Annotated in this window: 21 protein-coding genes; 12 read left to right on the top strand and 9 right to left on the bottom strand. The window is 60.2% G+C overall.

Annotation, left to right across the window (positions count from 1 at the left end; all coding sequences use genetic code 11):
* Positions 1-11: 11 nt before the first annotated feature.
* The 4 genes from wecC to acnA form a co-directional block, all read right to left on the bottom strand.
* On the bottom strand, positions 12-1,274 hold the full coding sequence (wecC, locus tag PSH73_RS18065; RefSeq protein WP_120733808.1) for a UDP-N-acetyl-D-mannosamine dehydrogenase: 1,263 nt from the start codon (positions 1,272-1,274) through the stop codon (positions 12-14).
* On the bottom strand, positions 1,271-2,425 hold the full coding sequence (gene wecB / locus PSH73_RS18060) for a non-hydrolyzing UDP-N-acetylglucosamine 2-epimerase (RefSeq protein ID WP_120733806.1): 1,155 nt from the start codon (positions 2,423-2,425) through the stop codon (positions 1,271-1,273). Before wecB ends, wecC begins: the two co-directional genes overlap by 4 nt.
* Positions 2,426-3,190: 765 nt before the next feature.
* Positions 3,191-3,982 carry a CPBP family intramembrane glutamic endopeptidase gene (locus PSH73_RS18055; protein ID WP_057960306.1) on the bottom strand — a complete coding sequence of 264 codons (792 nt, stop codon included), beginning with the start codon at positions 3,980-3,982 and terminating at the stop codon, positions 3,191-3,193.
* Between the two features lie 148 nt (positions 3,983-4,130).
* Entirely contained in the window at positions 4,131-6,872 is a 2,742-nt protein-coding gene (gene acnA / locus PSH73_RS18050; RefSeq protein ID WP_120733803.1) for an aconitate hydratase AcnA, read from the bottom strand.
* A gap of 190 nt (positions 6,873-7,062) precedes the next feature.
* Between acnA and rlmM the strand changes: the two genes are divergently transcribed.
* Both rlmM and tusA read left to right on the top strand, forming a co-directional pair.
* Complete coding sequence (gene rlmM, locus PSH73_RS18045; protein ID WP_057960304.1) at positions 7,063-8,136, top strand: 23S rRNA (cytidine(2498)-2'-O)-methyltransferase RlmM; 1,074 nt, start codon at positions 7,063-7,065, stop codon at positions 8,134-8,136.
* Between the two features lie 23 nt (positions 8,137-8,159).
* Positions 8,160-8,411 carry a sulfurtransferase TusA gene (gene tusA / locus PSH73_RS18040; RefSeq protein ID WP_057438513.1) on the top strand — a complete coding sequence of 84 codons (252 nt, stop codon included), beginning with the start codon at positions 8,160-8,162 and terminating at the stop codon, positions 8,409-8,411.
* Here the strand turns inward: tusA and PSH73_RS18035 are convergent.
* Positions 8,408-9,793, bottom strand: a complete 1,386-nt coding sequence (locus PSH73_RS18035) for an MATE family efflux transporter (RefSeq protein ID WP_057438638.1) — start codon at positions 9,791-9,793, stop codon at positions 8,408-8,410. The genes tusA and PSH73_RS18035 overlap by 4 nt on opposite strands.
* A 142-nt stretch (positions 9,794-9,935) precedes the next feature.
* Here PSH73_RS18035 and pdxB point away from each other — a divergent pair, with 142 nt between their 5' ends.
* Positions 9,936-11,078: a 4-phosphoerythronate dehydrogenase PdxB gene (gene pdxB, locus PSH73_RS18030; protein WP_305461132.1), complete on the top strand. Its 1,143-nt coding sequence runs from the start codon at positions 9,936-9,938 to the stop codon at positions 11,076-11,078.
* A gap of 63 nt (positions 11,079-11,141) precedes the next feature.
* On the opposite strand, the gene PSH73_RS18025 is transcribed toward pdxB, so the two are convergent.
* The gene (locus PSH73_RS18025) at positions 11,142-11,315 is read right to left on the bottom strand and encodes a PA1571 family protein (protein ID WP_032863322.1); all 174 of its coding nucleotides are present in this window, start codon (positions 11,313-11,315) and stop codon (positions 11,142-11,144) included.
* 245 nt (positions 11,316-11,560) lie between these two features.
* Between PSH73_RS18025 and PSH73_RS18020 the strand changes: the two genes are divergently transcribed.
* Entirely contained in the window at positions 11,561-13,336 is a 1,776-nt protein-coding gene (locus PSH73_RS18020; protein ID WP_289138987.1) for an ABC transporter transmembrane domain-containing protein, read from the top strand.
* 63 nt (positions 13,337-13,399) lie between these two features.
* On the opposite strand, the gene PSH73_RS18015 is transcribed toward PSH73_RS18020, so the two are convergent.
* Positions 13,400-15,328: a transglycosylase SLT domain-containing protein gene (locus tag PSH73_RS18015; RefSeq protein WP_198799599.1), complete on the bottom strand. Its 1,929-nt coding sequence runs from the start codon at positions 15,326-15,328 to the stop codon at positions 13,400-13,402.
* A gap of 212 nt (positions 15,329-15,540) precedes the next feature.
* Between PSH73_RS18015 and PSH73_RS18010 the strand changes: the two genes are divergently transcribed.
* Positions 15,541-17,457, top strand: a complete 1,917-nt coding sequence (locus PSH73_RS18010) for an ATP-binding cassette domain-containing protein (protein ID WP_057960300.1) — start codon at positions 15,541-15,543, stop codon at positions 17,455-17,457.
* 178 nt (positions 17,458-17,635) lie between these two features.
* On the opposite strand, the gene PSH73_RS18005 is transcribed toward PSH73_RS18010, so the two are convergent.
* Positions 17,636-18,073, bottom strand: coding sequence for a universal stress protein (locus tag PSH73_RS18005; protein WP_057438517.1), 438 nt, complete (start codon positions 18,071-18,073; stop codon positions 17,636-17,638).
* Between the two features lie 95 nt (positions 18,074-18,168).
* On the opposite strand from PSH73_RS18005, the gene PSH73_RS18000 reads away from it, so the two are divergent.
* Entirely contained in the window at positions 18,169-18,606 is a 438-nt protein-coding gene (locus PSH73_RS18000; RefSeq protein ID WP_057438518.1) for a hypothetical protein, read from the top strand.
* Between the two features lie 105 nt (positions 18,607-18,711).
* Here the strand turns inward: PSH73_RS18000 and PSH73_RS17995 are convergent, their stop codons facing one another.
* Positions 18,712-19,053 (bottom strand): hypothetical protein, encoded by a 342-nt coding sequence (locus tag PSH73_RS17995; protein WP_157717225.1) that lies wholly within the window; start codon positions 19,051-19,053, stop codon positions 18,712-18,714.
* Positions 19,054-19,070: 17 nt separating this feature from the next.
* On the opposite strand from PSH73_RS17995, the gene fadB reads away from it, so the two are divergent.
* The 6 genes from fadB to PSH73_RS17965 all read left to right on the top strand — a co-directional run bounded on the left by fadB (position 19,071) and on the right by PSH73_RS17965 (position 26,498).
* The gene (gene fadB, locus PSH73_RS17990) at positions 19,071-21,218 is read left to right on the top strand and encodes a fatty acid oxidation complex subunit alpha FadB (RefSeq protein ID WP_057438519.1); all 2,148 of its coding nucleotides are present in this window, start codon (positions 19,071-19,073) and stop codon (positions 21,216-21,218) included.
* Positions 21,219-21,247: 29 nt separating this feature from the next.
* Entirely contained in the window at positions 21,248-22,423 is a 1,176-nt protein-coding gene (fadA, locus tag PSH73_RS17985) for an acetyl-CoA C-acyltransferase FadA (RefSeq protein WP_005786153.1), read from the top strand.
* Positions 22,424-22,518: 95 nt separating this feature from the next.
* Positions 22,519-22,755, top strand: a complete 237-nt coding sequence (locus PSH73_RS17980) for a DUF1653 domain-containing protein (protein ID WP_029300088.1) — start codon at positions 22,519-22,521, stop codon at positions 22,753-22,755.
* 114 nt (positions 22,756-22,869) lie between these two features.
* Positions 22,870-25,491, top strand: a complete 2,622-nt coding sequence (gene topA, locus PSH73_RS17975; RefSeq protein WP_057960299.1) for a type I DNA topoisomerase — start codon at positions 22,870-22,872, stop codon at positions 25,489-25,491.
* Positions 25,492-25,620: 129 nt separating this feature from the next.
* Complete coding sequence (locus PSH73_RS17970; RefSeq protein WP_057438522.1) at positions 25,621-26,142, top strand: DUF6586 family protein; 522 nt, start codon at positions 25,621-25,623, stop codon at positions 26,140-26,142.
* A 122-nt stretch (positions 26,143-26,264) separates the two neighbouring features.
* On the top strand, positions 26,265-26,498 hold the full coding sequence (locus tag PSH73_RS17965) for a hypothetical protein (RefSeq protein ID WP_026136850.1): 234 nt from the start codon (positions 26,265-26,267) through the stop codon (positions 26,496-26,498).
* The last annotated feature ends 62 nt before the right edge of the window (positions 26,499-26,560 follow it).

Raw genomic sequence — 26,560 nt, 5'->3', positions numbered from 1 at the left:
TAATTCTCTTCTCAGGCAGCAAACACGCCAGCAGCATCGATTACAACGGCGCCATCTCGCATTTTTGCCATCTCTTTGAATTCACGGTGCTTGACCAGCAATACGTGAATGTGCGCGCTGTCCAGGGCATAGTCAGTGTCTACCAACTGATGCGCGGCCAACTTTTCAGGCAGCTCCTGAATGTTGGGTTCGATGAGCTGTAGCGTCACGCCCAGTTCATCGCTCAACTGTCGGGCGATGTTGAGGGCTGGGCTTTCACGCAAGTCATCGATGTCTGGCTTGAAAGCCAAGCCATAGCACGCGATCTGCACGGTGCTGGCGGACTGTTCCGGATGGCTCAGCAAATAGTCGGCCACGGCCAGTTTCACTTGTTGAACGACCCACTGCGGCTTCTGGTCATTGACTTCGCGGGCACTACGGATCAAGCGGGCCAGCTCTGGGGTTTTGCTGACGATGAACCAGGGGTCGACCGCGATACAGTGACCACCGACGCCGGGGCCGGGCTGCAGGATATTGACCCGAGGGTGGTGGTTGGCCAGGCGGATCAACTCCCACGGGTTGATTTCCAGTTCGGCGCAAATCATTGACAGTTCGTTGGCGAACGCGATGTTGACGTCACGAAAGCTGTTCTCGGTGAGCTTGCACATCTCGGCCGTGCGGGTGTCGGTGATAATGCACTCGCCCTCGACAAACGCGCGGTAAAGACTCACGGCGGCGTTGGAGCACTTGGGGGTCATACCGCCAATGATGCGATCGTTGGCAACCAGTTCCCGCAAGACATGGCCTGGCAACACACGCTCAGGACAGTGCGCGATACGGATGTCGGAATCTTCGCCATGGGTGGCCGGGAAGGTCAGGTCCGGGCGAGCTTGGGCAAGCCACTCGGCCATGCACTCCGTCGCTCCGACAGGGGAGGTCGACTCCAGGATAACCAAGTCATTCTTTTTCAAGACGCTGGCAATCGACTTGCTTGCCGCCTCGATGTAGCCCAGGTCCGGCTCGTGGTTTTCCTTGAAGGGTGTTGGAACCGCAATCAGGAACGCATCGGCCGGTTCGGGTACCGTCGTTGCCCGCAGGTAACCTTCGGTGACGGCGGCATGAACCAACATATCAAGATCGGGCTCGACGATATGAATCTCGCCACGATTGATGATGTCTACAGCGCGCTGATTGACATCAACGCCAATGACTTGCTTCTTGCGTGAGGCGAAAATGGCTGCTGTGGGCAGGCCGATGTAACCAAGTCCAATGACCGAAATGCGGGAGAAACTCATGCTGCTGCCTCGTTTCGTTGAGCGACCAAAACCATCAGCGCCTCACGGATGTGTGCACAAGCCTTACCGTCGCCATAAGGGTTATGGGCAAAACTCATTTTTTGATAAGCCACTTCGTCGCTCAGCAATTCGCTGAGGTGGTGGGTGATGGAGTCCACTTCTGTGCCAACCAGCTTCACTGTGCCGGCTTCGACGGCTTCGGGGCGTTCAGTCGTGTCACGCATCACCAGGACAGGTTTGCCCAAGGCAGGTGCTTCTTCCTGGATACCGCCGGAGTCGGTAAGGATCACGTAAGAGCGCGTCATCAGGTAAACGAACGGCAGATAATCCAGTGGTTCGATCAGATGCACGTTGTTGATACCAGCTAGCAGGCGTTTTACGGGTTCACGAACGTTCGGGTTCAGGTGCACCGGGTATACGAACTCAACATCGGGGAATTGCTGGGCAGTGTTGACCAGCGCTTGGCAAATACGCTCGAAACCGCCACCGAAGTTTTCGCGCCGATGGCCGGTGATCAACACCATGCGCTTGTCACGAGGCAAGAATGCAAACTGCTCCTCGAATTGCGCTTGGAGTGGCGAAGCTGGACTACTTAAACGATCGACCACGCTGAGCAGGGCATCAATCACGGTGTTGCCGGTAACGTGAATGGCCGAGGAGGCGACTCCTTCTTTCAGCAGGTTCTGCCGCGATGTTTCAGTGGGCGCAAAATGGAGGGCAGCAAGAGTACCTGTTAACCGCCGGTTGCCTTCTTCGGGCCATGGCGAATAGAGGTCGTTGGTACGCAGGCCTGCCTCGACATGGGCAATCGGGACTTGTTGGTAATAGGCGGCCAGGCTGGCGGCGAAGGTAGTGGCGGTGTCGCCATGAACAAGGATCACATCGGGCTTGAAGTCTTCAAGGATGGGTTTGAGCCCTTGAATAATCGCCGTCGTCACGTCTGTCAGTGTTTGCCCGGCTTTCATGATGTTCAAGTCGAAGTCGGGCGTCAGCTCGAATAGTTCAAGCACTTGGTCGAGCATCTCACGGTGCTGCGCGGTGACGCACACCCTCGACTCAAAACGAGGGTCGCTTGCCAGTTCCAGAACCAAAGGGGCCATTTTTATGGCTTCGGGCCGGGTCCCGAAAATGGACAGCGTCTTGAGGGGCATATATGAACACTTCTTCACAGATTTAGCGGTGAGCCAATGTCAGGACGCGACGCGCTTGCTGGCACGTCACTAGAATCCATTCCAATGGTAAAAAACGTCTGCAGCAGACCGCAGATGCGGTTTTGCGCAACTGAAAATGCATAGGTGGGAGGGCAAGAGGCGTAGCTTTTGGGCACTCCGTGCTCGTGACAACTCCATAACTGGCGCATGAAGATTTTTTTATATCTTTTCACTGGCAATTTTGCTGGAACCGCCTACGCAGCACGGAAGATATCATTTTGAATTTGTTGTGCCACTAACAAATTCACAAACTTTTCACTTTACAAGCTCTGCTTTGACTGCTAACAAATGTTGTCCTTTTGCTAGTGAAAAACGTGCACATTCGGGCAAAAGTCTCGATAGATGTGCGATTTTTCTGATGTTATTGAAGATTTTACGTAGCTGGCGTTTTCAATTTCTCTTGGTAAAGCTCAGACAAAAAAAATTACAAAAAAATGAATTGTCTGACCAATATCGAGTCTGGGAGTGCGGCAGGCGGGTATGGCTTTTCAATACTGAAAGGCTATGGCTCTGGCAGCGGGCGCTTTCAACCATCCTAGTGGAGGTCCTGCTTTCCTTCTGTATGAGGCGATAGCAGGGTTTTGGCGTGGTATTTCCCTTCACGGGACAACTGCTCATACAGCCACATACCTTGGGCTGGACAACAGTGGGCGGAGTCTGTTGTCCAGCCCTCAGGTCAGGCGCGATTGTGGTTTTGATCGAAGATCAACCCGCCAGCATCGGGTAGCTAAACAACCCGAAATGCAGCAGATTCAAACCAAAGTGTGTGGCAATCGCTGCGCCCAGGCCGCCGAAGCGGTAGGCCAGGCCGTACCCCGCGCCGGCGATACTGGCCAGCAGCACCCATTGCCAACCCGCGCCCACATGCACCAGGCCAAACAGCAGCGAGGCCAGCAGCAAGGCGAGGTTTTCGCCATAAGGCAGTTGCTTGAAGCGCCGGCTCAGGCCGCCCTGGATATAGCCGCGAAACAGTGCCTCCTCAACCAGGGTCACCAGTAACAGGTTGTTCAACACCCAGAGCCAGGCCTGGTCCGGCCATTTGGGCGCCCAACTGATAATGCCCAGAAGCACCGCCCCGCCGAGGGCGGCGATGGTGGTCAGGGTCAAGGCCAGGGCCGTGGCATAGATCGACAGGCGCAACGGGCGGCGAGCGACGATCCACGGGCAGACCAGCAGCAGCCAGAAACCGATCAGCGGTTTGTCCTGGTTCAGGTACATCGAGAAGGGCACGGCATCGGCGCTGAAGCGCTGCGGGTCGATGCCGCGACCGTTGTAGAAACCGGGCAGCCAGTGCATCGCCAGGCCGAGGGCCAATACAATGAACAGGCCATGGCCGAGGTAGCGGGCCCATGGGATGTGTTGTTGGCGCACGGCGTAACCTGCCACCAGCAAGAGGCCGATGGACACCAGGGCCAGTAAACCCAGTTGCCCGTAGGCCAGGGCCAGTGCATAGCCGATGGATAGAAGTGCCAGGTACAGCCAGGGTAAAGCGGGCATTGAAAATCCTTGTGACGTAAAAATGACGCAATTGCTTTTGCAGGAACCGGCAAGCCGGTTCCTGCAACGGGTGCGTATTATAGCGGCGGGACCTGGAGGCAAAAATGAAAACACCGCCCGTAGGCGGTGTTTTGTCTGGCTTGACGCGTTATGAAGCAATCAACTGACGCAGTACATAGTGCAGAATCCCGCCCGCCTTGAAGTACTCAACTTCATTGAGGGTGTCGATCCGGCACAGCACCTCGACTTTCTCGCTGCGGCCATCTTCGCGGGTAATCACCAGCGTCAGGTTCATGCGTGGCTCGATCTCGGCATGGGTCAGGCCGAGGATGTCGATCTTCTCCTTGCCGGTCAGCTGCAGGGCCTTGCGGTTCTGGTCCAGCTTGAACTGCAACGGCAGCACGCCCATGCCCACCAGGTTGGAGCGGTGGATGCGCTCGAAGCTCTCGGCGATCACCGCCTTGACCCCCAGCAAGTTGGTGCCCTTGGCGGCCCAGTCGCGGCTGGAGCCGGTGCCGTATTCCTGGCCGGCGATCACCACCAATGGCGTGCCGGATGCCTGGTATTTCATGGCCGCATCGTAGATCGGCATCTTCTCGCCGGTAGGAATGTAGAGGGTGTTGCCCCCTTCTTCGCCGCCGAGCATTTCGTTGCGGATGCGGATGTTGGCGAAGGTGCCGCGCATCATCACTTCATGGTTGCCGCGGCGCGAGCCGTAGGAGTTGAAGTCCCGCGGTTCCACACCCTGTTCGCGCAGGTAGCGTCCGGCAGGACTGTCGGCCTTGATATTGCCGGCAGGGGAGATGTGGTCGGTGGTCACCGAGTCGCCAAGCAGCGCCAGGATATTGGCGCCCTGCACATCCTTGATCACCGGCAGCGGACCGGCGATGTCATCGAAAAACGGTGGATGCTGGATATAGGTGGAGTCTTCTTGCCACACATAGGTTGCGGCCTGCGGCACTTCAATGGCTTGCCACTGTGCGTCACCGGCAAACACCTCGGCGTATTCCTTGTGGAACATGCCGGTGCTGACCTGGGCCACCGCGTCGGCGATCTCCTGGCTGCTGGGCCAGATATCGCGCAGGTAGACCGGCTGGCCATCCTTGCCGGTACCCAGGGGCTCGCTGCTGATATCAATGCGCACGGTCCCGGCCAGGGCATAGGCCACCACCAGCGGTGGCGAGGCCAGCCAGTTGGTTTTCACCAGCGGGTGCACGCGGCCTTCGAAGTTTCGGTTGCCGGACAGCACCGACGCTACCGTCAGGTCGGCTTGCTGAATGGCTTTCTCGATAGGCTCAGGCAGCGGCCCGGAGTTGCCGATGCAGGTGGTGCAGCCATAGCCCACCAGGTCGAAGCCCAGTTGGTCCAGGTAGGGGGTCAGGCCGGCGGCGTTGTAGTAGTCGGTGACCACCTTGGAGCCGGGCGCCAGCGAGCTTTTTACCCAGGGCTTGCGGCTCAGGCCCTTTTCCACGGCTTTTTTCGCGACCAGGCCGGCGGCCATCATCACGCTCGGGTTGGAGGTGTTGGTGCACGAAGTAATCGCCGCAATCACCACCGCGCCGTTTTTCAGGCGATAGGTCTGGCCTTCGAAGTCGTAGTCGGCTTCACCCACCAGGTCGGCATTGCCCACCGCAACACCGCCACCGCCTTCACTTTCCAGGCGACCTTCTTCCTTGCTGGCAGGCTTGAACTGCAAGTCGAGGAAGTCGCTGAAGGCCTGGCTCACATCCGGCAGTGAGACCCGGTCCTGTGGGCGTTTCGGCCCGGCCAGGCTGGCCTCGACAGTGCCCATGTCGAGGGCCAGGCTGTCGGTGAACACTGGTTCTTCACCGGCGTTGCGCCACAGGCCCTGGGCCTTGGTATAGGCCTCGACCAGCTTGACGGTGGCGGTAGGCCGGCCCGACAGGCGCAGGTAGTCCAGGGTCACGTCATCCACTGGGAAAAAGCCGCAGGTGGCGCCGTATTCCGGGGCCATGTTGGCGATGGTGGCGCGGTCGGCCAGGGGCAGGTCGGCGAGGCCGTCGCCATAGAACTCGACGAACTTGCCCACTACGCCTTTTTTACGCAGCATCTGCGTGACCGTCAGCACCAGGTCGGTGGCGGTGATGCCTTCTTTCAATTTGCCGGTGAGCTTGAAGCCGATCACTTCCGGGATCAGCATCGACACCGGCTGGCCGAGCATCGCCGCTTCTGCCTCGATACCGCCCACGCCCCAGCCCAGCACGCCGAGACCGTTGATCATGGTGGTGTGGGAGTCGGTGCCCACCAGGGTGTCGGGGAAGGCGTAGGTGCGGCCATCTTCGTCCTTGGTCCACACGGTGCGGCCCAGGTATTCCAGGTTGACCTGGTGACAGATGCCGGTACCCGGCGGCACGACGCTGAAATTATCAAAGGCGCTCTGGCCCCAGCGCAGGAACGCATAACGTTCGCCGTTGCGCTGCATTTCGATATCGACGTTTTGCTCGAAGGCGTCGGCATTGCCGAACTTGTCGACCATCACCGAGTGGTCAATCACCAGGTCCACCGGCGACAGCGGGTTGATGCGCTGCGGATCGCCACCGGCCTTGGCCACGGCGGCGCGCATGGCGGCCAGGTCGACCACGGCGGGTACGCCGGTAAAGTCCTGCATCAATACCCGGGCCGGGCGGTACTGGATTTCGCGATCGGAGCGGCGCTCCTTGAGCCAGGCGGCAAGGGCCTTGAGGTCGGCGCCGGTGACGGTTTTGTCGTCCTCCCAGCGCAGCAGGTTTTCCAGCAGCACCTTGAGGGACATCGGCAACTTGTCCAGGTCTCCCAGGCTCTTGGCGGCTTCGGGCAGGCTGAAGTAGTGGTAGGTCTTGCTGTCGATCTGCAGGGTCTTAAGGGTTCTCAGGCTATCAACGGATGACATTACATGACTCCTTATGGTCCGCACGGCTACGGACCTGACGGGACGAACAGAGCTTATAAGCTAGCCCGGTTTTCAGTAGCAGGCTAATTACTGGACTCTATGGGCAAGTCCAAGGTTCCGAACTCAGCTATCATGCGCGCGTTTTCATGACAGGCATTGCGATAGAGCAAGCCAGTTGCCAGGAGATTCAATGAACACCCTTTTTATGCACTGCCGCCCGGGTTTTGAAGGCGAAGTCTGTTCCGAGATCGCGGAACACGCCGCGCGCCTGAACGTTTCCGGCTATGCCAAGGCCAAGACCGGCAGCGCCTGCGCCGAATTTGTCTGCACCGAAGAAGACGGCGCCCAGCGCCTGATGCGCGGCCAACGCTTTGCCGAGCTGATCTTCCCAAGGCAGTGGGCGCGTGGGGTGTTCATCGACTTGCCGGAAACCGACCGCATCAGCGTGATCCTCGCGCACCTGCGGGATTTCCCGGTGTGCGGCAGCCTGTGGCTGGAGATGGTCGATACCAACGACGGCAAGGAACTGTCGAACTTCTGCAAGAAATTCGAAGTGCATCTGCGCAAGGCCCTGCTGGCCGCCGACAAACTGGTCGAAGACCCGAGCAAGCCGCGCCTGCTGCTGACCTTCAAGAGCGGTCGCGAAGTGTTTATGGGCCTGGCCGAGTCAAACAACTCGGCGATGTGGCCGATGGGCATCCCGCGCCTGAAATTCCCTCGTGACGCGCCCAGCCGCTCGACCTTGAAGCTGGAGGAGGCCTGGCACCACTTTATCCCCCGCGACCAGTGGGACGAGCGCCTGCACGGCGACATGACCGGGGTAGACCTCGGCGCAGCACCAGGCGGCTGGACCTGGCAGTTGGTCAATCGCGGCATGCTGGTGACGGCGATTGATAACGGCCCCATGGCCGAAAGCCTGATGGACACCGGCCTGGTGCAACACTTGATGGCGGATGGTTTTACCTTCACCCCCAAGCAGCCGGTGGACTGGATGGTCTGCGATATCGTCGAGAAACCGGCGCGTAACGCGGCCCTGCTGGAAACCTGGATTGGCGAGGGGCATTGCCGCGAAGCGGTGGTCAACCTCAAGTTGCCGATGAAACAGCGCTACGCCGAAGTAAAACGCCTGCTGGAGCGCATCGAAGAAGGCTTCAAGGCGCGGGGCATCCGGGTAGAAATCGGTTGCAAGCAGCTGTACCACGACCGTGAGGAAGTGACCTGCCACCTGCGCCGCCTGGACGTAAAGAAACCCAAGGCCCGCTAAAGACGACCTTGTAGGAGTGAGTGATGAGCGACATTTTTGACCCTGCCGTCGACGGCACCCTCGACGCCACCGGCCTCAACTGCCCGGAGCCGGTAATGATGCTGCACCAGCACATCCGCGACCTGGCGCCCGGCGGCCTGCTCAAGGTGATCGCGACCGATCCCTCGACCCGCCGCGATATCCCCAAGTTCTGTGTGTTCCTGGACCATGAACTGGTGGAACAGCGCGAAGAGGCGGGGACTTACCTGTACTGGATCCGCAAGAAGCTCGCTTAAACCGCCGTGCGGATGCGCTTGCGCGCACTGCGTGCCAGGCGCACCACCAGCATCGCCGCCGCGCAACTGAGGCCGACGATCAGGCCCTGCCACAAGCCGCTCGGGCCGCTGGGCTGGCCCAGCCAGTCGGTCAGCCCCAGCAAGTAACCCACCGGCAGGCCCAAGCCCCAATAGGCGAACAGGGTCAGGACCATGGTCACCCGGGTGTCCTGGTAGCCACGCAACGCGCCGGCGGCCGTCACCTGGATCGCATCCGAGAACTGGAACAGCGCCGCAAACACAATCAGCATCGCCGCCACCTGGACCACCTGCGGGTCGGCGGTGTAGATCGTGGCGATCTGCTCGCGAAACAACAGCATCAGGCTGCACGATAGGCAGGCATAGGCCAGTGCGGTGCCCATCCCCACGCCAGCGGCGAAGCGCGCTTCACGGGGTTCGCCACGGCCCAGGGCCTGGCCGACCCGCACGGTCACGGCCATGCTCAGGGAGTAGGGGATCATGAACACCAGGGAACTGAAGTTCAGGGCGATCTGATGCCCGGCGACCACGGTTGCGCCCAGGCTGCCGATCAGCAGGGCGATCACCGCAAAGATGCTCGACTCGGCAAATACGGCGATGCCAATCGGCAGGCCGATGCTCAGGATACGCTTGATCACCGACCATTTCGGCCAGTCGAAGCGTTTGAACAGCTCGCTGGCGTGATAGGCCGGGGCCCAGCGGGTCCACCCGACGAAGCCCAGCATCATTGCCCACATCACAATCCCGGTGGCCCAGCCGCAGCCCACGCCGCCCATGGCCGGCACACCGAAATGGCCATAGATGAACACGTAGTTCAACGGAATATTCAACGCCAGCCCGCCCAGGCCGAGGAGCATGCTTGGGCGCGTGCGGCCCAGGCCGTCACTGAAGCAGCGCAGCACGTAGTACAGCGCCACCGCCGGCATGCCCGCCGCGATGCCGTGCAGGTAGCCCATGCAGGGGGCGATCAGCTCGGGATCGACGTTCATCGCATGCAGGATCGGTTCGGCACTGATCAGCAGCAATGACGCGGTGCCTCCCACCACCAGCGCCAACCACAACGCCTGGCGCACCAGCGGGCCGATCTCGGCGTGGCTGCCGGCGCCAAAGCGCTGCGCGACTTTGGGGGTGGTGGCCAGCAAGGTGCCGGTCATCAACAGATACACCGGAATCCAGATGGAGTTGCCCAGGGCCACTGCCGCCAGGTCTCGCGCACTGACGCGCCCGGCCATCACCGCATCGACAAAACCCATGGCGGTGGTTGCCAGTTGCCCGATCATGATCGGCAGGGCCAGCGCCAGCAGGCTGTGGACTTCCCGGCGAACGCGGGCAGGGCGGGAGAGGGTTGTGGTGGCAGTGTTCACGTACAGATGTCCGATAAGGGAGAACTCAGGACGGCGCATTCTACGCCTTGACGGATGGGTCAGGAAAATACCTGTGTAGCGGATTTGTAAACGCGCCACAGGCTGGTGCCTGTACACTGCGGGTCCGCCAAAGGAGCCTGCCATGCTGATTGTTGCCGACGAAAATATCCCGCTGCTCGATGCGTTCTTCGAAGGGTTTGGCGAGATCCGCCGCGTGCCCGGTCGGGCCATTGACCGCGCCGCCATTGAACAGGCCGATGTGCTGCTGGTGCGCTCGGTGACCAACGTCAACCGCGCGCTGCTGGAAGGCACGCCGGTACGGTTCGTCGGCACCTGCACCATCGGCACCGATCACCTGGACCTCGATTACTTTCAGCGGGCCGGTATCCAATGGTCCAGCGCGCCGGGTTGCAACGCCCGGGGGGTGGTGGATTATGTGCTGGGGAGCCTGTTGACCCTGGCTGAAATCGAGGGCGCAGACCTGAACCAGCGGACGTATGGCATCGTCGGTGCCGGTGAAGTGGGCGGGCGCCTGGTCAAGGTGCTCAAGGGCCTGGGTTGGAAAGTGCTGGTCTGCGATCCGCCACGCCAGGTCGCCGAAGACGGTGATTACGTCAGCCTGGAACAGATCATCGAGCAATGTGATGTGATCAGCCTGCATACCCCGCTGAAAAAATCCGGCAGTGGCTCGACCTGGCACCTGCTGGATCGCCAGCGCCTGGAGCAGTTGCAGCCGGGTACCTGGCTGATCAACGCCAGCCGCGGCCCGGTGGTGGATAATGCGGCGCTGCGCGAGGTGTTGCTGGACCGCGAAGACCTGCAGGCGGTGCTGGATGTGTGGGAAGGCGAGCCCGAAGTGGATGTCGAGTTGGCCGAGTTGTGCGTGCTGGCGACCCCGCATATCGCCGGCTACAGCCTGGACGGCAAGCAGCGCGGCACGGCGCAGATCTACCAGGCGCTGTGCGCGCACCTTGGGCAGCCGGCGGGCATTCAGTTGAGTGACTTGCTGCCTGAGCCTTGGCTGGCGGAGGTTAACCTCAATGCCAGCACCGACCCGGCCTGGGCCCTGGCGACGCTGTGCCGCAGCGTCTACGACCCGCGGCGCGATGATGCAGATTTCCGCCGCAGCCTCGTGGGCACTGTGGAGGAGCAGCGCAAGGCGTTCGACCTGCTGCGCAAGCACTATCCGGACCGCCGCGAGATTGACGGCTTGAAGGTGCGGATCAGCGGTGAGTCGGCAGCCTTGCAGGCCCTCGTCACCAGCTTGGGCGCAAGCCTTTGCTGATCGACATAGCGCAGGCATAAAAAACCCGGCCACCTGGGCCGGGTCTGAAAGAGCTGGGGCGTATCAGCCTTGCTGGGCAGGCTTGACCAGTTTCTGCTCCAGTTCGGCGCAGGCGCCCTGGATCATCTCTTCGGTAATCTGCACTTCACGGCCCTGTGCATCGATGTACGAGCAAGGCAACTGCTGTGGCTGGCGGATTACTTCAACTTTGTCAGTGCTGCTGGTTTGCAAGGACATGGCCTGTCTCCTCATCAGGTTGTGTACCTACTCTAATTCCCCCGCGTGACCGAGCTGTTACAACTCCATGGCCCGTCGACGGATCGAATGCCCACTCCAGCAGAAATCACGCTGGATTTCCAGCCGGAGTTTAGACCGATAGCCTCTAGGGCTTAGTCTTGCCGGGCATAATTAACCTGACTCATTGTGATTTGCCCAAGTTCAATCCGATTGCAGTGTAGGCTTGGGGGTGTCTTCCTCAGGTGATGCTCTCCATGCTTTCAGCCCGTCAACGCCGCGCCATTCGCCTGGCCACCCGCTTTATTGCCCCCTATCGCTGGCAGGCTGTCGGCGCCTTGCTCGCGCTGATCGTCACCGCAGGCATTACCTTGTCCATGGGCCAGGGCATTCGGCTGTTGGTGGACCAGGGCTTTATGACCCAATCGCCGCACCTGCTCAACCAGTCCATCGGCCTGTTCATGATCCTCGTGCTGGGCCTGGCGGTGGGCACGTTTGCGCGCTTTTACCTGGTGTCGTGGATCGGCGAGCGGGTGGTGGCGGACATTCGTCGGCTGGTGTTCAACCACCTGATCTACCTGCATCCGGGGTTCTACGAGCACAACCGCAGCTCGGAAATCCAGTCGCGCTTGACCGCCGACACTACATTGCTGCAATCGGTGATCGGCTCATCCTTGTCGCTGTTCCTGCGCAACGCGTTGATGGTGATCGGCGGGATTGTGTTGCTGTTTATCACCAACCCCAAGCTCACCAGCATTGTGGTGGTGGCGCTGCCGCTGGTGCTGGCGCCGATCCTGATCTTCGGTCGCCGCGTGCGCAGCTTGTCGCGCCAGAGCCAGGACCGGATTGCCGACGTCGGCAGCTACGTGTCCGAGACCCTGGGCCAGATCAAGACCGTGCAGGCCTACAACCATCAGGTGCAGGATGAGCAGCGCTTCGCGCGGACGGTGGAGGAGGCGTTCACCACGGCGCGCAAACGCATCGTCCAGCGTGCCTGGCTGATCACCCTGGTGATTGTGCTGGTGCTGGGTGCCGTCGGCGTGATGCTGTGGGTGGGCGGCATGGATGTGATTGCCGGGCGCATCTCCGGCGGTGAGCTGGCGGCCTTTGTGTTCTACAGCCTGATCGTCGGCAGCGCCTTTGGCACCTTGAGCGAAGTGATCGGCGAGTTGCAACGGGCAGCCGGCGCGGCAGAGCGGATCGCCGAGCTGTTGCAGTCGAGCAATGACATCCAGGCGCCGGCGACTGGCGCGATCAAGTTGCCGCAACGGGTCAGTGGCCGTCTGGAGCTGCAAGACCTGTATTTCTCCTACCCCTCGCGTCCCGACCGCTATGCCATCGAAGGCCTGAACCTGAGCGTCAAGGCCGGCGAAACCCTGGCCCTGGTCGGCCCGTCCGGGGCGGGCAAGTCCACCCTGTTCGACTTGCTGTTGCGTTTCTATGACCCGCAGCAGGGGCAGGTGCTGCTCGAAGGCCAGCCGCTGACCCATCTCGACCCGCTGGACCTGCGCCGCTGCTTTGCCTTGGTGTCCCAGAGCCCGGCGCTGTTTTTTGGCAGCGTCGAAGACAACATCCGCTACGGAAACCCGCAGGCCAGTTTTGCCCAGGTCGAAGAAGCGGCGCGCATTGCCCATGCCCACGATTTCATCCTGCAAATGCCTGACGGATACCAGACCCATCTGGGGGATGGCGGCCTGGGCCTTTCCGGCGGTCAGCGCCAACGTCTGGCCATTGCCCGGGCCTTGCTGGTGGATGCGCCCATTCTGTTGCTGGACGAGGCCACCAGCGCCCTGGACGCGCAGAGCGAGCATCTGATCCAGCAGGCGTTGCCGCAACTGATGCAGGGGCGTACCACCCTGGTGATCGCCCACCGCCTGGCCACGGTAAAAAACGCCGACCGGATTGCGGTGATGGATCAAGGGAAATTGGTCGCAGTGGGCACCCATCAGCAGCTGATTGCCAGCAACCCGCTGTATGCGCGGCTGGCGGCCCTGCAATTCAGCGATGGCCACGACGAACCCTAAAAAAATGCCCGCGTCTCACAACGCGGGCACTTGCAGCTTCAGGCGGGCAGCATCTACCGGCTGTTACTGGTCATCAAAATAACGTTCGTGCCAGTCCACCAGCGGCTGTGGCGAGTTGAGCTTCTGCCCGTAGATCACCGAATAAGACAGCACGTTCTGCACATACTGGCGGGTTTCGTCGAACGGGATGCTTTCCACCCACACGTCGAAACTCAGGTGGTCGGCGCCGCGCAGCCATTGGCGTACGCGGCCAGGGCCGGCGTTGTAGGCCGCGGAGGCGAGCACGCGGTTGCCGTTGAACTGGCTGTGCACCTGGCTCAGGTAGGCGGCGCCGAGTTGGATATTCTTGTCCGGGTCCAGCACCTGCTGCGGTGACGCCAGCGGGATGCTGAACTTGCGCGCGGTTTCCTTGGCGGTGGCGGGCATCAGTTGCATCAGGCCGCTGGCGCCGACGCCGGAGCGGGCGTCATCCATAAACGCGCTTTCCTGACGGGTAATGGCAAACACCCAGCTCGAATGCAGGCCACGGACCTTGGCTTCACGCACCAGAGTGTCGCGGTGGGCCATGGGGAAGCGGATATCCAGGTCGTCCCAGTACTTGGCCTGGCTGATGGTGCGGATCGCTGGGAAGTACCACTTCATGTCGTAGGCGAGCTTGGCCTGGGCAACCATTTCGTCACGGTTGAAGTGGCGGCTGACGTGATACCACTCGCGGCGGCCGTCGACGATCTGGCCACGGGCATAAAACTCCAGGGCGCGGCGTACACCCGGGGTATTGCGCACCTTGTTGACCAGCGCCTGGCTCATGACCAGCGGCTGATTATTGAGTTGATATGGGGCCTGGGAGCGATCCGCGGCAAGGAAACCATAAAAATCCCGCTCCTTTGCCAGGCCCTTGTACAGCACCAGTGCATGGGGGTTCTTCGGCTCGGCCAGTTCCAGGGCGCGGGCCTGCCAGTAGCGCCAGCGGTTGGTGGTGGCCAGGTCCTGGGGCAGCTTGCGGGTCAACTGGTAGGCATCTTCCCAGCGGGCCAGGCGCAGCAGCAGGCGCAGGCGCCATTCGGAGACGGTGTTGTCACGCAGTTCCGGGTCGTATTTGGTCATCACATCCAGGGCGCGCGGGTCGTAGCGGCGCGCCAGGGTCAGGCCGATTTCCCGGGCGATGGAGACTTTTTCGTCACGGGAGAAGTGCATGCTGCTGGCATACCCATCCAGCAGGGCCATGGCTTGTTCCGGATCCTGGCGCGCCAGGCGGCGCAAGCCCAGGCCAACGGCGTCGGACATGGCCGCGGTGGCCGGCAGGAAGCGTGATGGGTCGCTGAGCATGGCGGGCTTTTGCGCCACATCCACCATCAAGCGGCCCTGGGCGCCGAGGGTGGGCAAGGTTTTCACCAGGCTGTTGGCCAGCGCATAGTTACGGGCTTCGGCGGCCAGCTTGGTGCGGTCCCAGATTTTCTGTTCGGTCAATTGCCCGGCGGCGGCCCATTGGCCAAAGGTGGCATCGCAGGCGGCGGGTTGGGATTTACCGGTCATCCACAGGGCTTCGGCGGTCTTGTAGCCTTCGGCCTTGAGGTTGTGGCTCAACTGGTATTGGCCGTGGAGGCAGTCCAGTTCGGTGAAATTGAGCTTGGCGTCGTAGTACTTTTCAAAGGTCTGCCAATCGCCACGCTCGGCCAGCCAGCGCAACCAGCGCAGTTTCATCCAGTTGGCCTGGGGCAGGTCGCCATGTTTGGCCAGGAACTGTTCGATTTCCTGGTTGCTCGCGGACTTCAGGCGGGCGGTCAGTTCGTCATAGGCCAGGTAAGGCGTCAGTGGATAGTCGGCCAGGGCCTGGCTGTATTGCATGTACGGCCCGGTGTCACCTTTGGCCAGGGCGCGCTTGGCTTGGTCGTAATATTGGCGTTGGGTGGTCAGGTCCACGGCCTGGGCGGTCTGGACGGCGGTGGAGGAAAGAAGCAGGCAAGATAAAAAGCTGAAAAGGCGACTGCGCATGAGACGTCCGTGCAAAGAAATCAGGACTAGTGCCGGCGCCGCCGACACTGATTGCCCCTAGCTTAGCCTTTTGCCTACAGCCGGTGAAAGCTTTGCTGGCTGCTTCGCTGAAGTTCTCAAGAAATGTCCTACAGAACGTGTCGGGCACGAAAATGCCGGCCGCTTCACCCCCCAACTCAGGTAGAATGCGCGCCCAGTTTTTGGAGAAGCGTATGACCCTGCTCAAATTCAGCGATGTGTCCCTTGCTTTCGGCGCTATGCCGTTGTTGGACAAGGTGTCCTGGCAGATCGCCCGTGGTGAGCGGGTGTGCATCATCGGCCGCAACGGCACCGGCAAGTCCAGCATGATGAAGCTGGTAAAAGGCGACCAGAAGCCCGATGACGGCTCCGTGTGGCGCGCCCCGGGCCTGAAGATCGGCGAATTGCCGCAAGAATTGCCGGTGGCCGACGAACGGACCGTGTTCGACGTGGTTGCCGAAGGCCTCGACGGTGTGGGCGCATTGCTTGCCGAATACCATCACCTGGCGCAGAACTGCGTCACCGATGCCGACCTGGACAAACTGATGCACGTCCAGCAAGACCTCGAAGCCCGTGATGGCTGGCGCTTGCAGCAATTGGTCGACAGCACCCTGAGCCGCCTGCAACTGCCGGCCGACAAGACCCTCGCCGAGTTGTCCGGCGGCTGGCGTCGCCGTGTGCTGCTGGCCCAGGCTCTGGTTTCCGAGCCGGATCTGCTGCTGCTCGACGAACCAACCAACCACCTGGATATCGGCGCGATTGCCTGGCTTGAAGAGGCCCTCAAAGACTTCCAGGGCGCCGTGCTGTTCATCACGCACGACCGTTCTTTCCTGCAGAACCTCGCCACGCGCATCCTCGAGCTGGATCGCGGCGGCCTGATCGACTGGAACGGCGACTACGCCAGCTTCCTGGTGCACAAGGAAGCCACCCTGGCCGCTGAAGAAACCGCCAACGCGCTGTTCGACAAGAAGCTGGCCCAGGAAGAAGTGTGGATCCGCCAGGGCATCAAGGCCCGCCGCACCCGTAACGAAGGCCGTGTACGGGCCCTGAAAGCCTTGCGTGTGGAACGCAGCGAACGTCGCGAGCGCACCGGCAAGGCCAATATCCAGCTCGATACCGCCGACAAGTCGGGCAAGCAGGTGATGGTCCTGGAGAACGTCAGCTTCCATCACCCGGATGGCCCGTTCCTGATCAAAGACTTCTCCATGGTCCTGCAGCGCGGCGACCGCATCGGCCTGCTGGGTGCCAACGGTACCGGCAAGACCACCCTGCTCAAGCTGATGCTCAGCGGTCTGCAACCGACCAGCGGCACCGTGGAAGAGGGGACGCGCATCGACGTGGCCTACTTCGACCAGTTGCGCCACCAGTTGGACCTGGAAAAGACCGTGATCGACAACGTCGCCGAAGGCCGCGACTTTATCGACATCGACGGCCAGAGCCGCCACGTGTTGAGCTACCTGGGCGACTTCCTGTTCAGCCCGCAACGTGCGCGCACGCCGGTCAAGGCGTTGTCTGGCGGCGAGCGTGCGCGTCTGCTGCTGGCCAAGTTGTTCAGCAAACCGGCCAACCTGCTGGTGCTCGACGAACCAACCAACGACCTCGACGTGGAAACGCTGGAGTTGCTGGAAGAGGTCCTGCTGACCTTCAACGGTACCGTACTGATGGTCAGCCACGACCGGGCATTCCTCGACAACGTGGTCACCAGCACTCTGGTCTTCGAAGGTGAAGGCAAGGTGCGCGAATACGTCGGTGGTTACCAGGACTGGCTGCGCCAGGGCGGCTCGCCGCGCCTGCTGGGCGTGACCGAGAGCAAGTCTGGCAAGGCCGACTTGAACTCTGCTGTGGTTGCACCGGCTGCTGTTGCGCCGGTTCAGGAAGCCGCGCCGGCTGCCAAGAAGAAGCTCAGCTACAAGCTGCAGCGTGAGCTCGAAGCCCTGCCGGGTGAGATCGAAGCCAAGGAAAAGCAGATTGCTGCAGTGGAGGCCGACATGGCTGACGCGGGCTTCTACCTGCGTCCGGCGGCAGAAACGGCCAAGGTCATCGAGTCCCTGGAGAAGCTGAACCAGGAGCTGGAAGTCTTGGTTGAGCGTTGGGCCGAGCTGGATGCCTGATTGATTCAGCGGCAATAAAAAACCGGTGCTCTTACGAGTACCGGTTTTTTTATATGAAATGCACTTCAACAGGTAGGAGCTGGCTTGCCGGCGATAGCGGTCTGCCAGCCACCCGATGTATCAGCTGACAGGCTGCTATCGCAGGTAAGCCAGCTCCTACATCTGATGTGCAGTGCTCTTACGAGCTTTTTACCAGCTTCACTGCCAGTACGTCGCACGGTGCGCCGTGCAATACGTCGTTGGCGGTCGAGCCCAGCAGCAACGCCAAGCCGTGGCGACCATGGCTGCCGACCACGATCAGGTCGCAGTTCTGTTCCTTGGCCAGATGATGGATTTCCTGGCGTGGCTGGCCGTAAGTCAGGTGGCTTTGGTCTTTTTTCAGTGCGGGATATTTGGCAATCAGTCGGTCCAGGCGCTCCTTGGCCTGGTCGAACTGCTGCTGTTGCAGTTGCGAAAGGTCCATCGGTACGTCGCCGCCAAAGGCCATGGCCATGGGTTCGACGATATGCACCAGCGACAGCTTCACGGTATCGCCGGCAATGGCCACGGCGCGCTTGATCACCGGATCGCACTCTTCGGTCAGATCCACGGCGACCAGAATATGTTGGTAAGTCATGAGGCGTTCCTCCAGGGGACTGCAATAAGTTCAGTATGGCTGCTTTCAAGCGGATGGGGTCAAATCCGCTCATCTAGAAATTCGGGAGTACACATATGACGGTCTGGATAGTGGTGTCAATCCTTCTAGTGGTCTTGAGCCCTCTGGCATGGCTGCGGCCCTCGCGCCACCAGAGCGGGCGCATGGCCCTGCGCATGGAGGCGCGACGCATCGGCCTGGCGATGCAACTGTCGCCCCAGGAATGGCCGCACTGGCTCAAGCAGGAGCCGCCCAGCCCCTGTGCGCAGTACTGTCGGCCACGGCGCGGCAGCAAACCCGCGCTGTGGGTTTACTGGCAGCAGGAGCCAGGTGTGTGGGTCAACCAATGGCAGGAAATCTGCGTGGACGAGAAGTTGTTGCCGCATTTTGCAACGCTGCCGGCCAATGTCTTCAAAGTGGAGGCGGACAAGCAGATGATCGCCCTGTACTGGGGCGAGAAGGGCGAGTCCAGTGACTTGCAGGCCATCAGTGCGTTACTCAAGGCCCTGGCCTGAGGCAATAAAAAGCCCGACATCATCATCGGGCTGGAGTTGGCCAGGCAGGCCGGTCATTCTGCGTTTCATCGCGCCGCGCATTCGCGCCGGCGTTCCCACATGCGGCTAGCCTAGCCGGATATCCGCCGCTGTACAGGCCTTTGCTGGCTCTTTTGGATTATTGATCAGGTGAATACCTGCGCATTGATTCGCCTTGGCGGTTATGAAATGACTGAAAAGTCGCGTTTTTACAGCGCTTTCGGGCGATTGACAATTGTCGGAATTTGGCTGAAGGTGGCGTACCCAAATCAAACGGGCGTATGAATTGAGTGTTTGTCTGTCAGGCATCTCATACATAATCCCGACTATCGCATTGGCGGGTGTGCCTGGCGCGTTGGCGTGAGCATTGACGAAATGATCAATGCCCGACCAGGGGCCAGCGTCCGATGTGTACTGTTCAGCTTCCATATCGTGGAGATCAGTTGATGATTTACGAAGGTAAAGCCATCACGGTTAAGGCTCTTGAAAGTGGCATCGTCGAATTGAAATTCGACCTCAAGGGTGAGTCCGTCAACAAGTTCAACCGTCTAACCCTGAACGAACTGCGTCAGGCCGTAGACACCATCAAGGCTGATGCATCGATCAAAGGTGTGATCGTCTCCAGCGGCAAGGACGTGTTTATCGTCGGCGCTGACATCACCGAATTCGTCGACAACTTCAAGCTGCCCGATGCCGAGCTTGTGGCTGGCAACCTCGAAGCCAACAAGATTTTCAGCGATTTCGAAGACCTCAACGTGCCGACCGTTGCCGCGATCAATGGCATCGCTCTGGGCGGCGGTCTGGAAATGTGCCTGGCTGCGGACTTCCGCGTCATGGCTTCCAGCGCGAAAATCGGCCTGCCGGAAGTCAAGCTGGGTATCTACCCGGGTTTCGGCGGTACCGTGCGCCTGCCGCGTATCATTGGTGCCGACAACGCCATCGAGTGGATCGCCGCCGGCAAGGAAAACCGTGCTGAAGACGCGCTGAAAGTCGGCGCCGTCGATGCTGTGGTTGCTCCGGAAAAACTCGCAGAAGCGGCACTGAACCTGATCAAGGGCGCCATCAGCGGCGAATTTGACTACAAGGCCAAGCGTCAGCCTAAGCTGGAAAAACTCAAGCTCAACGCCATCGAACAAATGATGTCGTTCGAAACCGCCAAGGGTTTCGTGGCCGGTCAAGCGGGCCCTAACTACCCGGCGCCGGTCGAAGCGATCAAGACCATCCAGAAAGCCGCGAACTTCGGTCGCGACAAGGCCCTGGAAATCGAAGCTGCCGGCTTCGTCAAGCTGGCCAAGACTTCTGCTGCGCAGAGCTTGATCGGCCTGTTCCTGAACGATCAGGAACTGAAGAAAAAAGCCAAGGCCTACGACGAAATCGCCAAAGACGTGAAACAGGCTGCCGTACTCGGCGCCGGGATCATGGGCGGTGGTATTGCCTATCAGTCGGCGTCCAAAGGCACGCCGATCCTGATGAAAGACATCAACGAGCACGGTATCGAGCAAGGCCTGGCGGAAGCTGCCAAGCTGCTGGTCGGCCGCGTTGATAAAGGTCGCATGACCGCTGCGAAAATGGCTGAAGTGCTTAACGGCATTCGTCCTACGCTGTCCTACGGTGATTTCGGCCACGTCGACCTGGTGGTCGAAGCGGTTGTCGAGAACCCGAAGGTCAAGCAGGCGGTACTGGCTGAAGTCGAAGCCCAGGTCAAAGAAGACACGATCCTGGCGTCCAACACCTCGACCATTTCCATCACCTTGCTGGCCAAGGCCCTCAAGCGTCCGGAAAACTTCGTCGGCATGCACTTCTTCAACCCGGTGCACATGATGCCGCTGGTAGAAGTGATCCGTGGCGAGAAGTCCAGCGAGCTGGCTGTTGCCACCACCGTTGCCTACGCCAAGAAAATGGGCAAGAACCCGATCGTGGTCAACGACTGCCCGGGCTTCTTGGTCAACCGCGTGCTGTTCCCGTACTTCGGCGGTTTCGCCAAGCTGGTCAGCGCTGGCGTGGACTTTGTGCGTATCGACAAGGTCATGGAAAAATTCGGCTGGCCCATGGGCCCGGCGTACCTGATGGACGTGGTCGGCATCGACACCGGCCACCACGGTCGCGACGTCATGGCTGAAGGCTTCCCGGACCGCATGAAGGACGACCGTCGTTCGGCTGTCGATGCACTCTACGAAGCCAAGCGCCTGGGCCAGAAGAATGGCAAGGGCTTCTACGCCTACGAGACCGACAAGAAGGGCAAGCAGAAGAAAGTTGCCGACCCATCGGTTCACGAAGTGCTGGCACCCATCGTCTACGAGCAGCGTGAGGTGTCTGACGAAGACATCATCAACTGGATGATGATCGCCCTGTGCCTGGAAACCGTACGTTGCCTGGAAGACGGCATCGTCGAAACCGCCGCCGAAGCCGATATGGGCCTGGTGTACGGTATTGGTTTCCCTCCATTCCGTGGCGGTGCGCTGCGTTACATCGACTCGATCGGTGTGGCCGAGTTCGTTGCCCTGGCTGATCAGTACGCTGATCTGGGCCCGCTGTACCACCCGACTGCGAAGCTGCGCGAGATGGCCAAGAATGGCCAGAGCTTCTTCGGTTAAGTGCCCAGACGACTAGAGCGAGAATATTTATGAGCTTGAATCCAAGAGACGTCGTGATTGTCGACTTCGGTCGTACTCCGATGGGCCGCTCCAAGGGCGGCATGCACCGCAACACCCGTGCCGAAGATATGTCGGCGCACCTGATCAGCAAGTTGCTGGAGCGTAACGTCAAGGTCGACCCGAACGAGGTCGAGGACGTGATCTGGGGCTGCGTCAACCAGACCCTGGAGCAGGGCTGGAACATCGCGCGCATGGCCTCCTTGATGACGCAGATCCCGCACACTGCGGCCGGCCAGACCGTCAGCCGCCTGTGTGGCTCGTCGATGAGCGCGCTGCACACGGCTGCCCAGGCGATCATGACCGGCAACGGTGATGTGTTCGTGGTCGGTGGCGTGGAGCACATGGGTCACGTCAGCATGATGCACGGTGTCGATCCTAACCCGCACATGTCGCTGTACGCGGCGAAAGCCTCGGGCATGATGGGCCTGACTGCGGAAATGCTCGGCAAGATGCATGGCATCACCCGTGAAGCCCAGGACGCCTTTGGCTTGCGCTCCCACCAGTTGGCCCACAAGGCGACTGTGGAAGGCAAGTTCAAGGATGAAATCATCCCGATGAACGGCTACGACGAGAACGGTTTCCTGAAACTGTTCGACTACGACGAAACCATTCGTCCGGACACCACCCTGGAAAGCCTGGCGGCCTTGAAGCCGGCGTTCAATCCAAAGGGCGGCACCGTGACAGCCGGTACGTCGTCGCAGATCACTGATGGTGCTTCGTGCATGATCGTGATGTCGGCTCAGCGTGCCCAGGACCTGGGGATCCAGCCTCTGGCGGTGATCCGTTCCATGGCCGTAGCGGGTGTGGACCCGGCGATCATGGGCTATGGTCCAGTACCGGCCACACAAAAAGCCTTGAAGCGCGCAGGTCTGAGCATCTCCGACATCGACTTCTTCGAGCTCAACGAAGCTTTCGCCGCACAGGCCTTGCCAGTGCTGAAAGATTTGAAAGTACTCGACAAGATGAACGAGAAGGTTAACCTGCACGGCGGTGCGATTGCCCTGGGCCACCCATTCGGTTGCTCCGGTGCACGTATCTCCGGCACCTTGCTTAACGTGATGAAGCAAAATGGCGGCAACCTGGGGGTTGCAACCATGTGCATTGGTCTCGGACAAGGCATTTCCACCGTCTTCGAACGCGTCTAAGCGTTGGGTTGACGGAAGCCGGGGCCCAGTGCCCCGGTTTTTGTTTTTTGGAATTTTTAATTTTTTTTTAATAAATTTTGTAAGAGGGTCAGAGCATGAAAGTCGAACCAGGGCTCTACCAGCATTATAAAGGTCCCAAGTACCGCGTTTTTAATGTGGCACGGCACTCCGAGACCGAGGAAGAAGTGGTGTTCTACCAAGCACTGTATGGCGATTACGGCTTTTGGGTGCGTCCCTTGAGCATGTTCCTGGAGACCGTCGAGGTTGACGGCAAGCAGGTCCCGCGCTTTGCTTTGGTGCAGGTCGAACCCAGTCTTTTTTCAGGGCAATAACGGCGGGTTGCGCGCAATGCTGCGCTTGACCTCACTGTGTTGCCACTATATATAGCGTTGCCGCGTCAGGCGCCAACCGCCTTTCTCTTCTCGAATTCAGGAATTTTCCGATCCATGGGCAAATCGCTGGTCATTGTGGAATCCCCGGCTAAGGCCAAGACCATCAACAAGTACTTGGGTAACGAGTACGTGGTGAAGTCGAGTATCGGCCATATCCGAGACCTGCCCACCAGCGGTTCGGCTAGCGCCAGCAAGGAGCCTGCTGCCAAGCGCGGCAAGGCGGCTGCGGGCGAAGGTCCGGTGCTCTCGCCTAAAGAGAAGGCGCGCAAGCAGCTGGTCTCGCGCATGGGTGTGGACCCGGATCATGGCTGGAAGGCCAAGTACGAAATCCTTCCGGGCAAGGAAAAGGTGATCGAGGAGCTGCGCCGGCTCGCCAAGGATGCTGACACCATCTATCTCGCGACGGACTTGGACCGCGAAGGGGAAGCCATTGCCTGGCACCTGCGCGAAGCCATCGGTGGGGATGACAGCCGCTATAAGCGCGTGGTGTTCAACGAAATCACCAAGAAGGCGATCCAGGAAGCCTTCTCCAAGCCGGGCGAGTTGGACATTGACCGCGTCAATGCCCAACAGGCGCGGCGCTTCCTCGACCGCGTCGTCGGCTACATGGTCTCGCCACTGCTGTGGGCGAAGATCGCCCGCGGCCTGTCCGCTGGCCGTGTGCAATCGGTAGCGGTCAAGCTGGTGGTGGAGCGTGAGCGCGAGATTCGTGCGTTCAACCCTGAAGAGTACTGGGAAGTCCACGCGGACCTCGGTACCGCCAAGGGCAATAACGTGCGCTTTGAAGTGGCCCGCGAGAAAGGCGAGGCCTTCAAGCCGCTCAACGAAGCCCAGGCCATGGCCGCGCTGGACAAGCTCAAGACTTCCAGCTACAGCATCGTCAAGCGTGAAGACAAGCCCACCAGCAGCAAGCCGTCGGCGCCGTTCATCACCTCCACCCTGCAACAGGCCGCGAGCAACCGCCTGGGCTTTGGCGTGAAGAAGACGATGATGATGGCCCAGCGTCTGTACGAAGCGGGCTACATCACTTATATGCGTACTGACTCCACCAACCTGTCGGTGGACGCGGTGGCGATGGCGCGTACTTATATTGAAAGCGAGTTCGGCAAGAAGTACCTGCCGGAGAAGCCAAACGTCTACAGCAGCAAGGAAGGCGCACAAGAGGCTCACGAAGCGATTCGTCCGTCCGACGCCAATACCGAGCCAAGCAAGCTGACCGGTATGGAGCGCGACGCTGAGCGCCTCTACGAGCTGATCTGGCGCCAGTTCCTGGCGTGCCAGATGCTGCCGGCGCAATACCTGTCCACCACCGTCACAGTGGGTGCCGGGGACTTCGAGCTGCGTGCCAAGGGCCGGATCCTCAAGTTCGACGGCTATACCCGCGTGATGCCGCAAATCGCCAAGCCGGGTGATGACGATGTGCTGCCAGACATGGCCCAGGGCGATGCGCTGAAGCTGATCAAACTCGATCCGAGCCAGCACTTCACCAAGCCACCACCCCGTTATTCGGAAGCCAGCCTGGTCAAGGAAATGGAAAAACGCGGTATCGGTCGTCCTTCGACCTATGCGGCGATCATTTCCACGATCCAGGACCGTGGCTACGTTGCCTTGCACAACCGTCGTTTCTATTCGGAAAAGATGGGCGATATCGTTACTGAGCGTCTGTCCGAGAGCTTCTCCAACCTGATGGACTACGGCTTTACTGCCGGCATGGAAGAGAATCTCGATGACGTGGCCCAGGGCGAGCGCGACTGGAAAAATGTACTCGACGAGTTCTATGGCGACTTCAAGAAAAAACTCGAAGTAGCCGAGAGCCCGGAAAACGGCATGCGTGCCAACCAGCCGGTGATGACGGATATTCCGTGCACCACCTGCGGTCGTCCAATGCAGATCCGTACCGCGTCGACCGGTGTGTTCCTGGGTTGCTCGGGCTACAGCCTGCCGCCCAAAGAGCGCTGCAAGGCCACCGTCAACCTGGTGCCAGGTGATGAAATCGCTGCCGATGACGAGGGTGAATCCGAGTCGCTGGTGCTGCGTGGCAAGCACCGTTGCCCGATCTGCAGCACGGCTATGGACGCCTACCTGCTGGACGAGAAGCACAAGCTGCACATCTGCGGTAACAACCCCGATTGCAACGGCTACGAGATCGAAGAAGGCACCTATCGCATCAAGGGCTATGAAGGCCCGAGCCTGGAATGCGACAAGTGCGGCAGCGAGATGCAGCTCAAGACCGGTCGTTTCGGCAAGTTCTTCGGTTGCACCAACCCGACCTGCAAGAACACCCGCAAACTGCTGAAAAGCGGTGACGCGGCGCCGCCGAAGATGGACCCGGTGAAGATGCCCGAGCTCAAATGCGAGAAGGTCAACGACACCTATATCCTGCGTGACGGCGCTTCGGGCTTGTTCCTGGCCGCCAGCCAGTTCCCGAAAAACCGCGAGACCCGTGCGCCGCTGGTGCTGGAGATCGTGCCGCACAAGGATGAAATCGATCCGAAGTACCACTTCCTGTGCGAAGCGCCGAAGAAGGATCCCGACGGTCGCCCGGCCGTGATCCGCTACAGCCGCAAGACCAAGGAGCAGTACGTGCAGACCGAAGTGGACGGCAAGCCTACGGGCTGGAAAGCCTTCTACGACGGTGGCAAGTGGAAGGTCGAGGATAAGCGCCAGGGCGCTTGATCCAGCACCTGCGTTGAAGTAAAGGCCGCCTTCACAGGCGGCCTTTTGGTTTGCGCTTGCAGTGGACTTGTCTCATCCTTGACACTGTTCAGCCAGCATCACATCTATGTCGTTGTGGAGACTGCCGTCATGGCCAACGAACTCTATACCCGTACCAACCAGAAAATTTACTTCGCGGGTTTGTCCCTGGAAGCCCTTGGCCGCGCCGAGGAAGGAAAGGAGATGAACGCTATCGCGCTGGTCCAGGCGGGGCGAGAGTCGGCGTTGTTTCACCTGTACGGGGCCTTGCTGGGCCTGTGTCATGAAATTGCCGGCTTCTATCGTTTGCCCCAGGCGAATGCGCCACGGGCCGAGGATATCCTGACCCGTGAGGTGCAGGAGTCGCTGGCTATTCCTGAGTTGGCTGAATTGGTGGAAATGGCCCGCAGCCCCGACAGTTGGCTGGCACGCTTGTTGGCTGCGCATTCGGCGATGTTCCAGCCGCCGCGTGTGCCGCACAAGCCCAAGGGCGATGTGACCCAGCCGCTGATCGTTGCGGTCAGCCTGGAAGAAGAAGGGCCGGAGCCACTGAGCCGGGCCGAACTGGAGAGTTGGCGCCAGGAGCTGAAGAAGCTGGCGATCCGCTTTCGGGATGGATTGAACGAGTGCTGAGCCGGGTGTACTCGGCAGGCCTTTGACCATTCATCAAGCCGCACGGCAAGCTGCCTCAGATACCGAGCGATGCAGCCCTCATGCCTGATATAATGCCGGGCTATCCTGGAGAACAGATTTTTATGCCAACGTCCTTTCTGGAAATTGTTGAATTGCCCGACGGCCGAATTGAGCTGCGCAGGGCTGAGGACGAGGGTTCTCTGGTGACTTTGGATTTTTCCGAGGACGCCAAGGCGTTCCTGCAAGGCCAGCATGTGGAAGTGGCAAAAGCCATGTTGAGCGTGGGTGTGCAGATGGCGGGGCGCCTGGCTGAAGGCGAACCTGAAAAAGACGACGGTCCACGGGTTCTTCACTGAGTCCGTTTGGCGTTTTTTAAGATTCAAATGTTCAATCGGCTTCTCAATTCTGTAGAAGCCTT

This window comes from Pseudomonas sp. FP2294 (assembly GCF_030687625.1).
Taxonomy (GTDB): domain Bacteria; phylum Pseudomonadota; class Gammaproteobacteria; order Pseudomonadales; family Pseudomonadaceae; genus Aquipseudomonas; species Aquipseudomonas shahriarae.
Note: the sequence above shows the minus strand (reverse complement) of the source record. Positions and strands in the feature narration are given on the sequence as shown.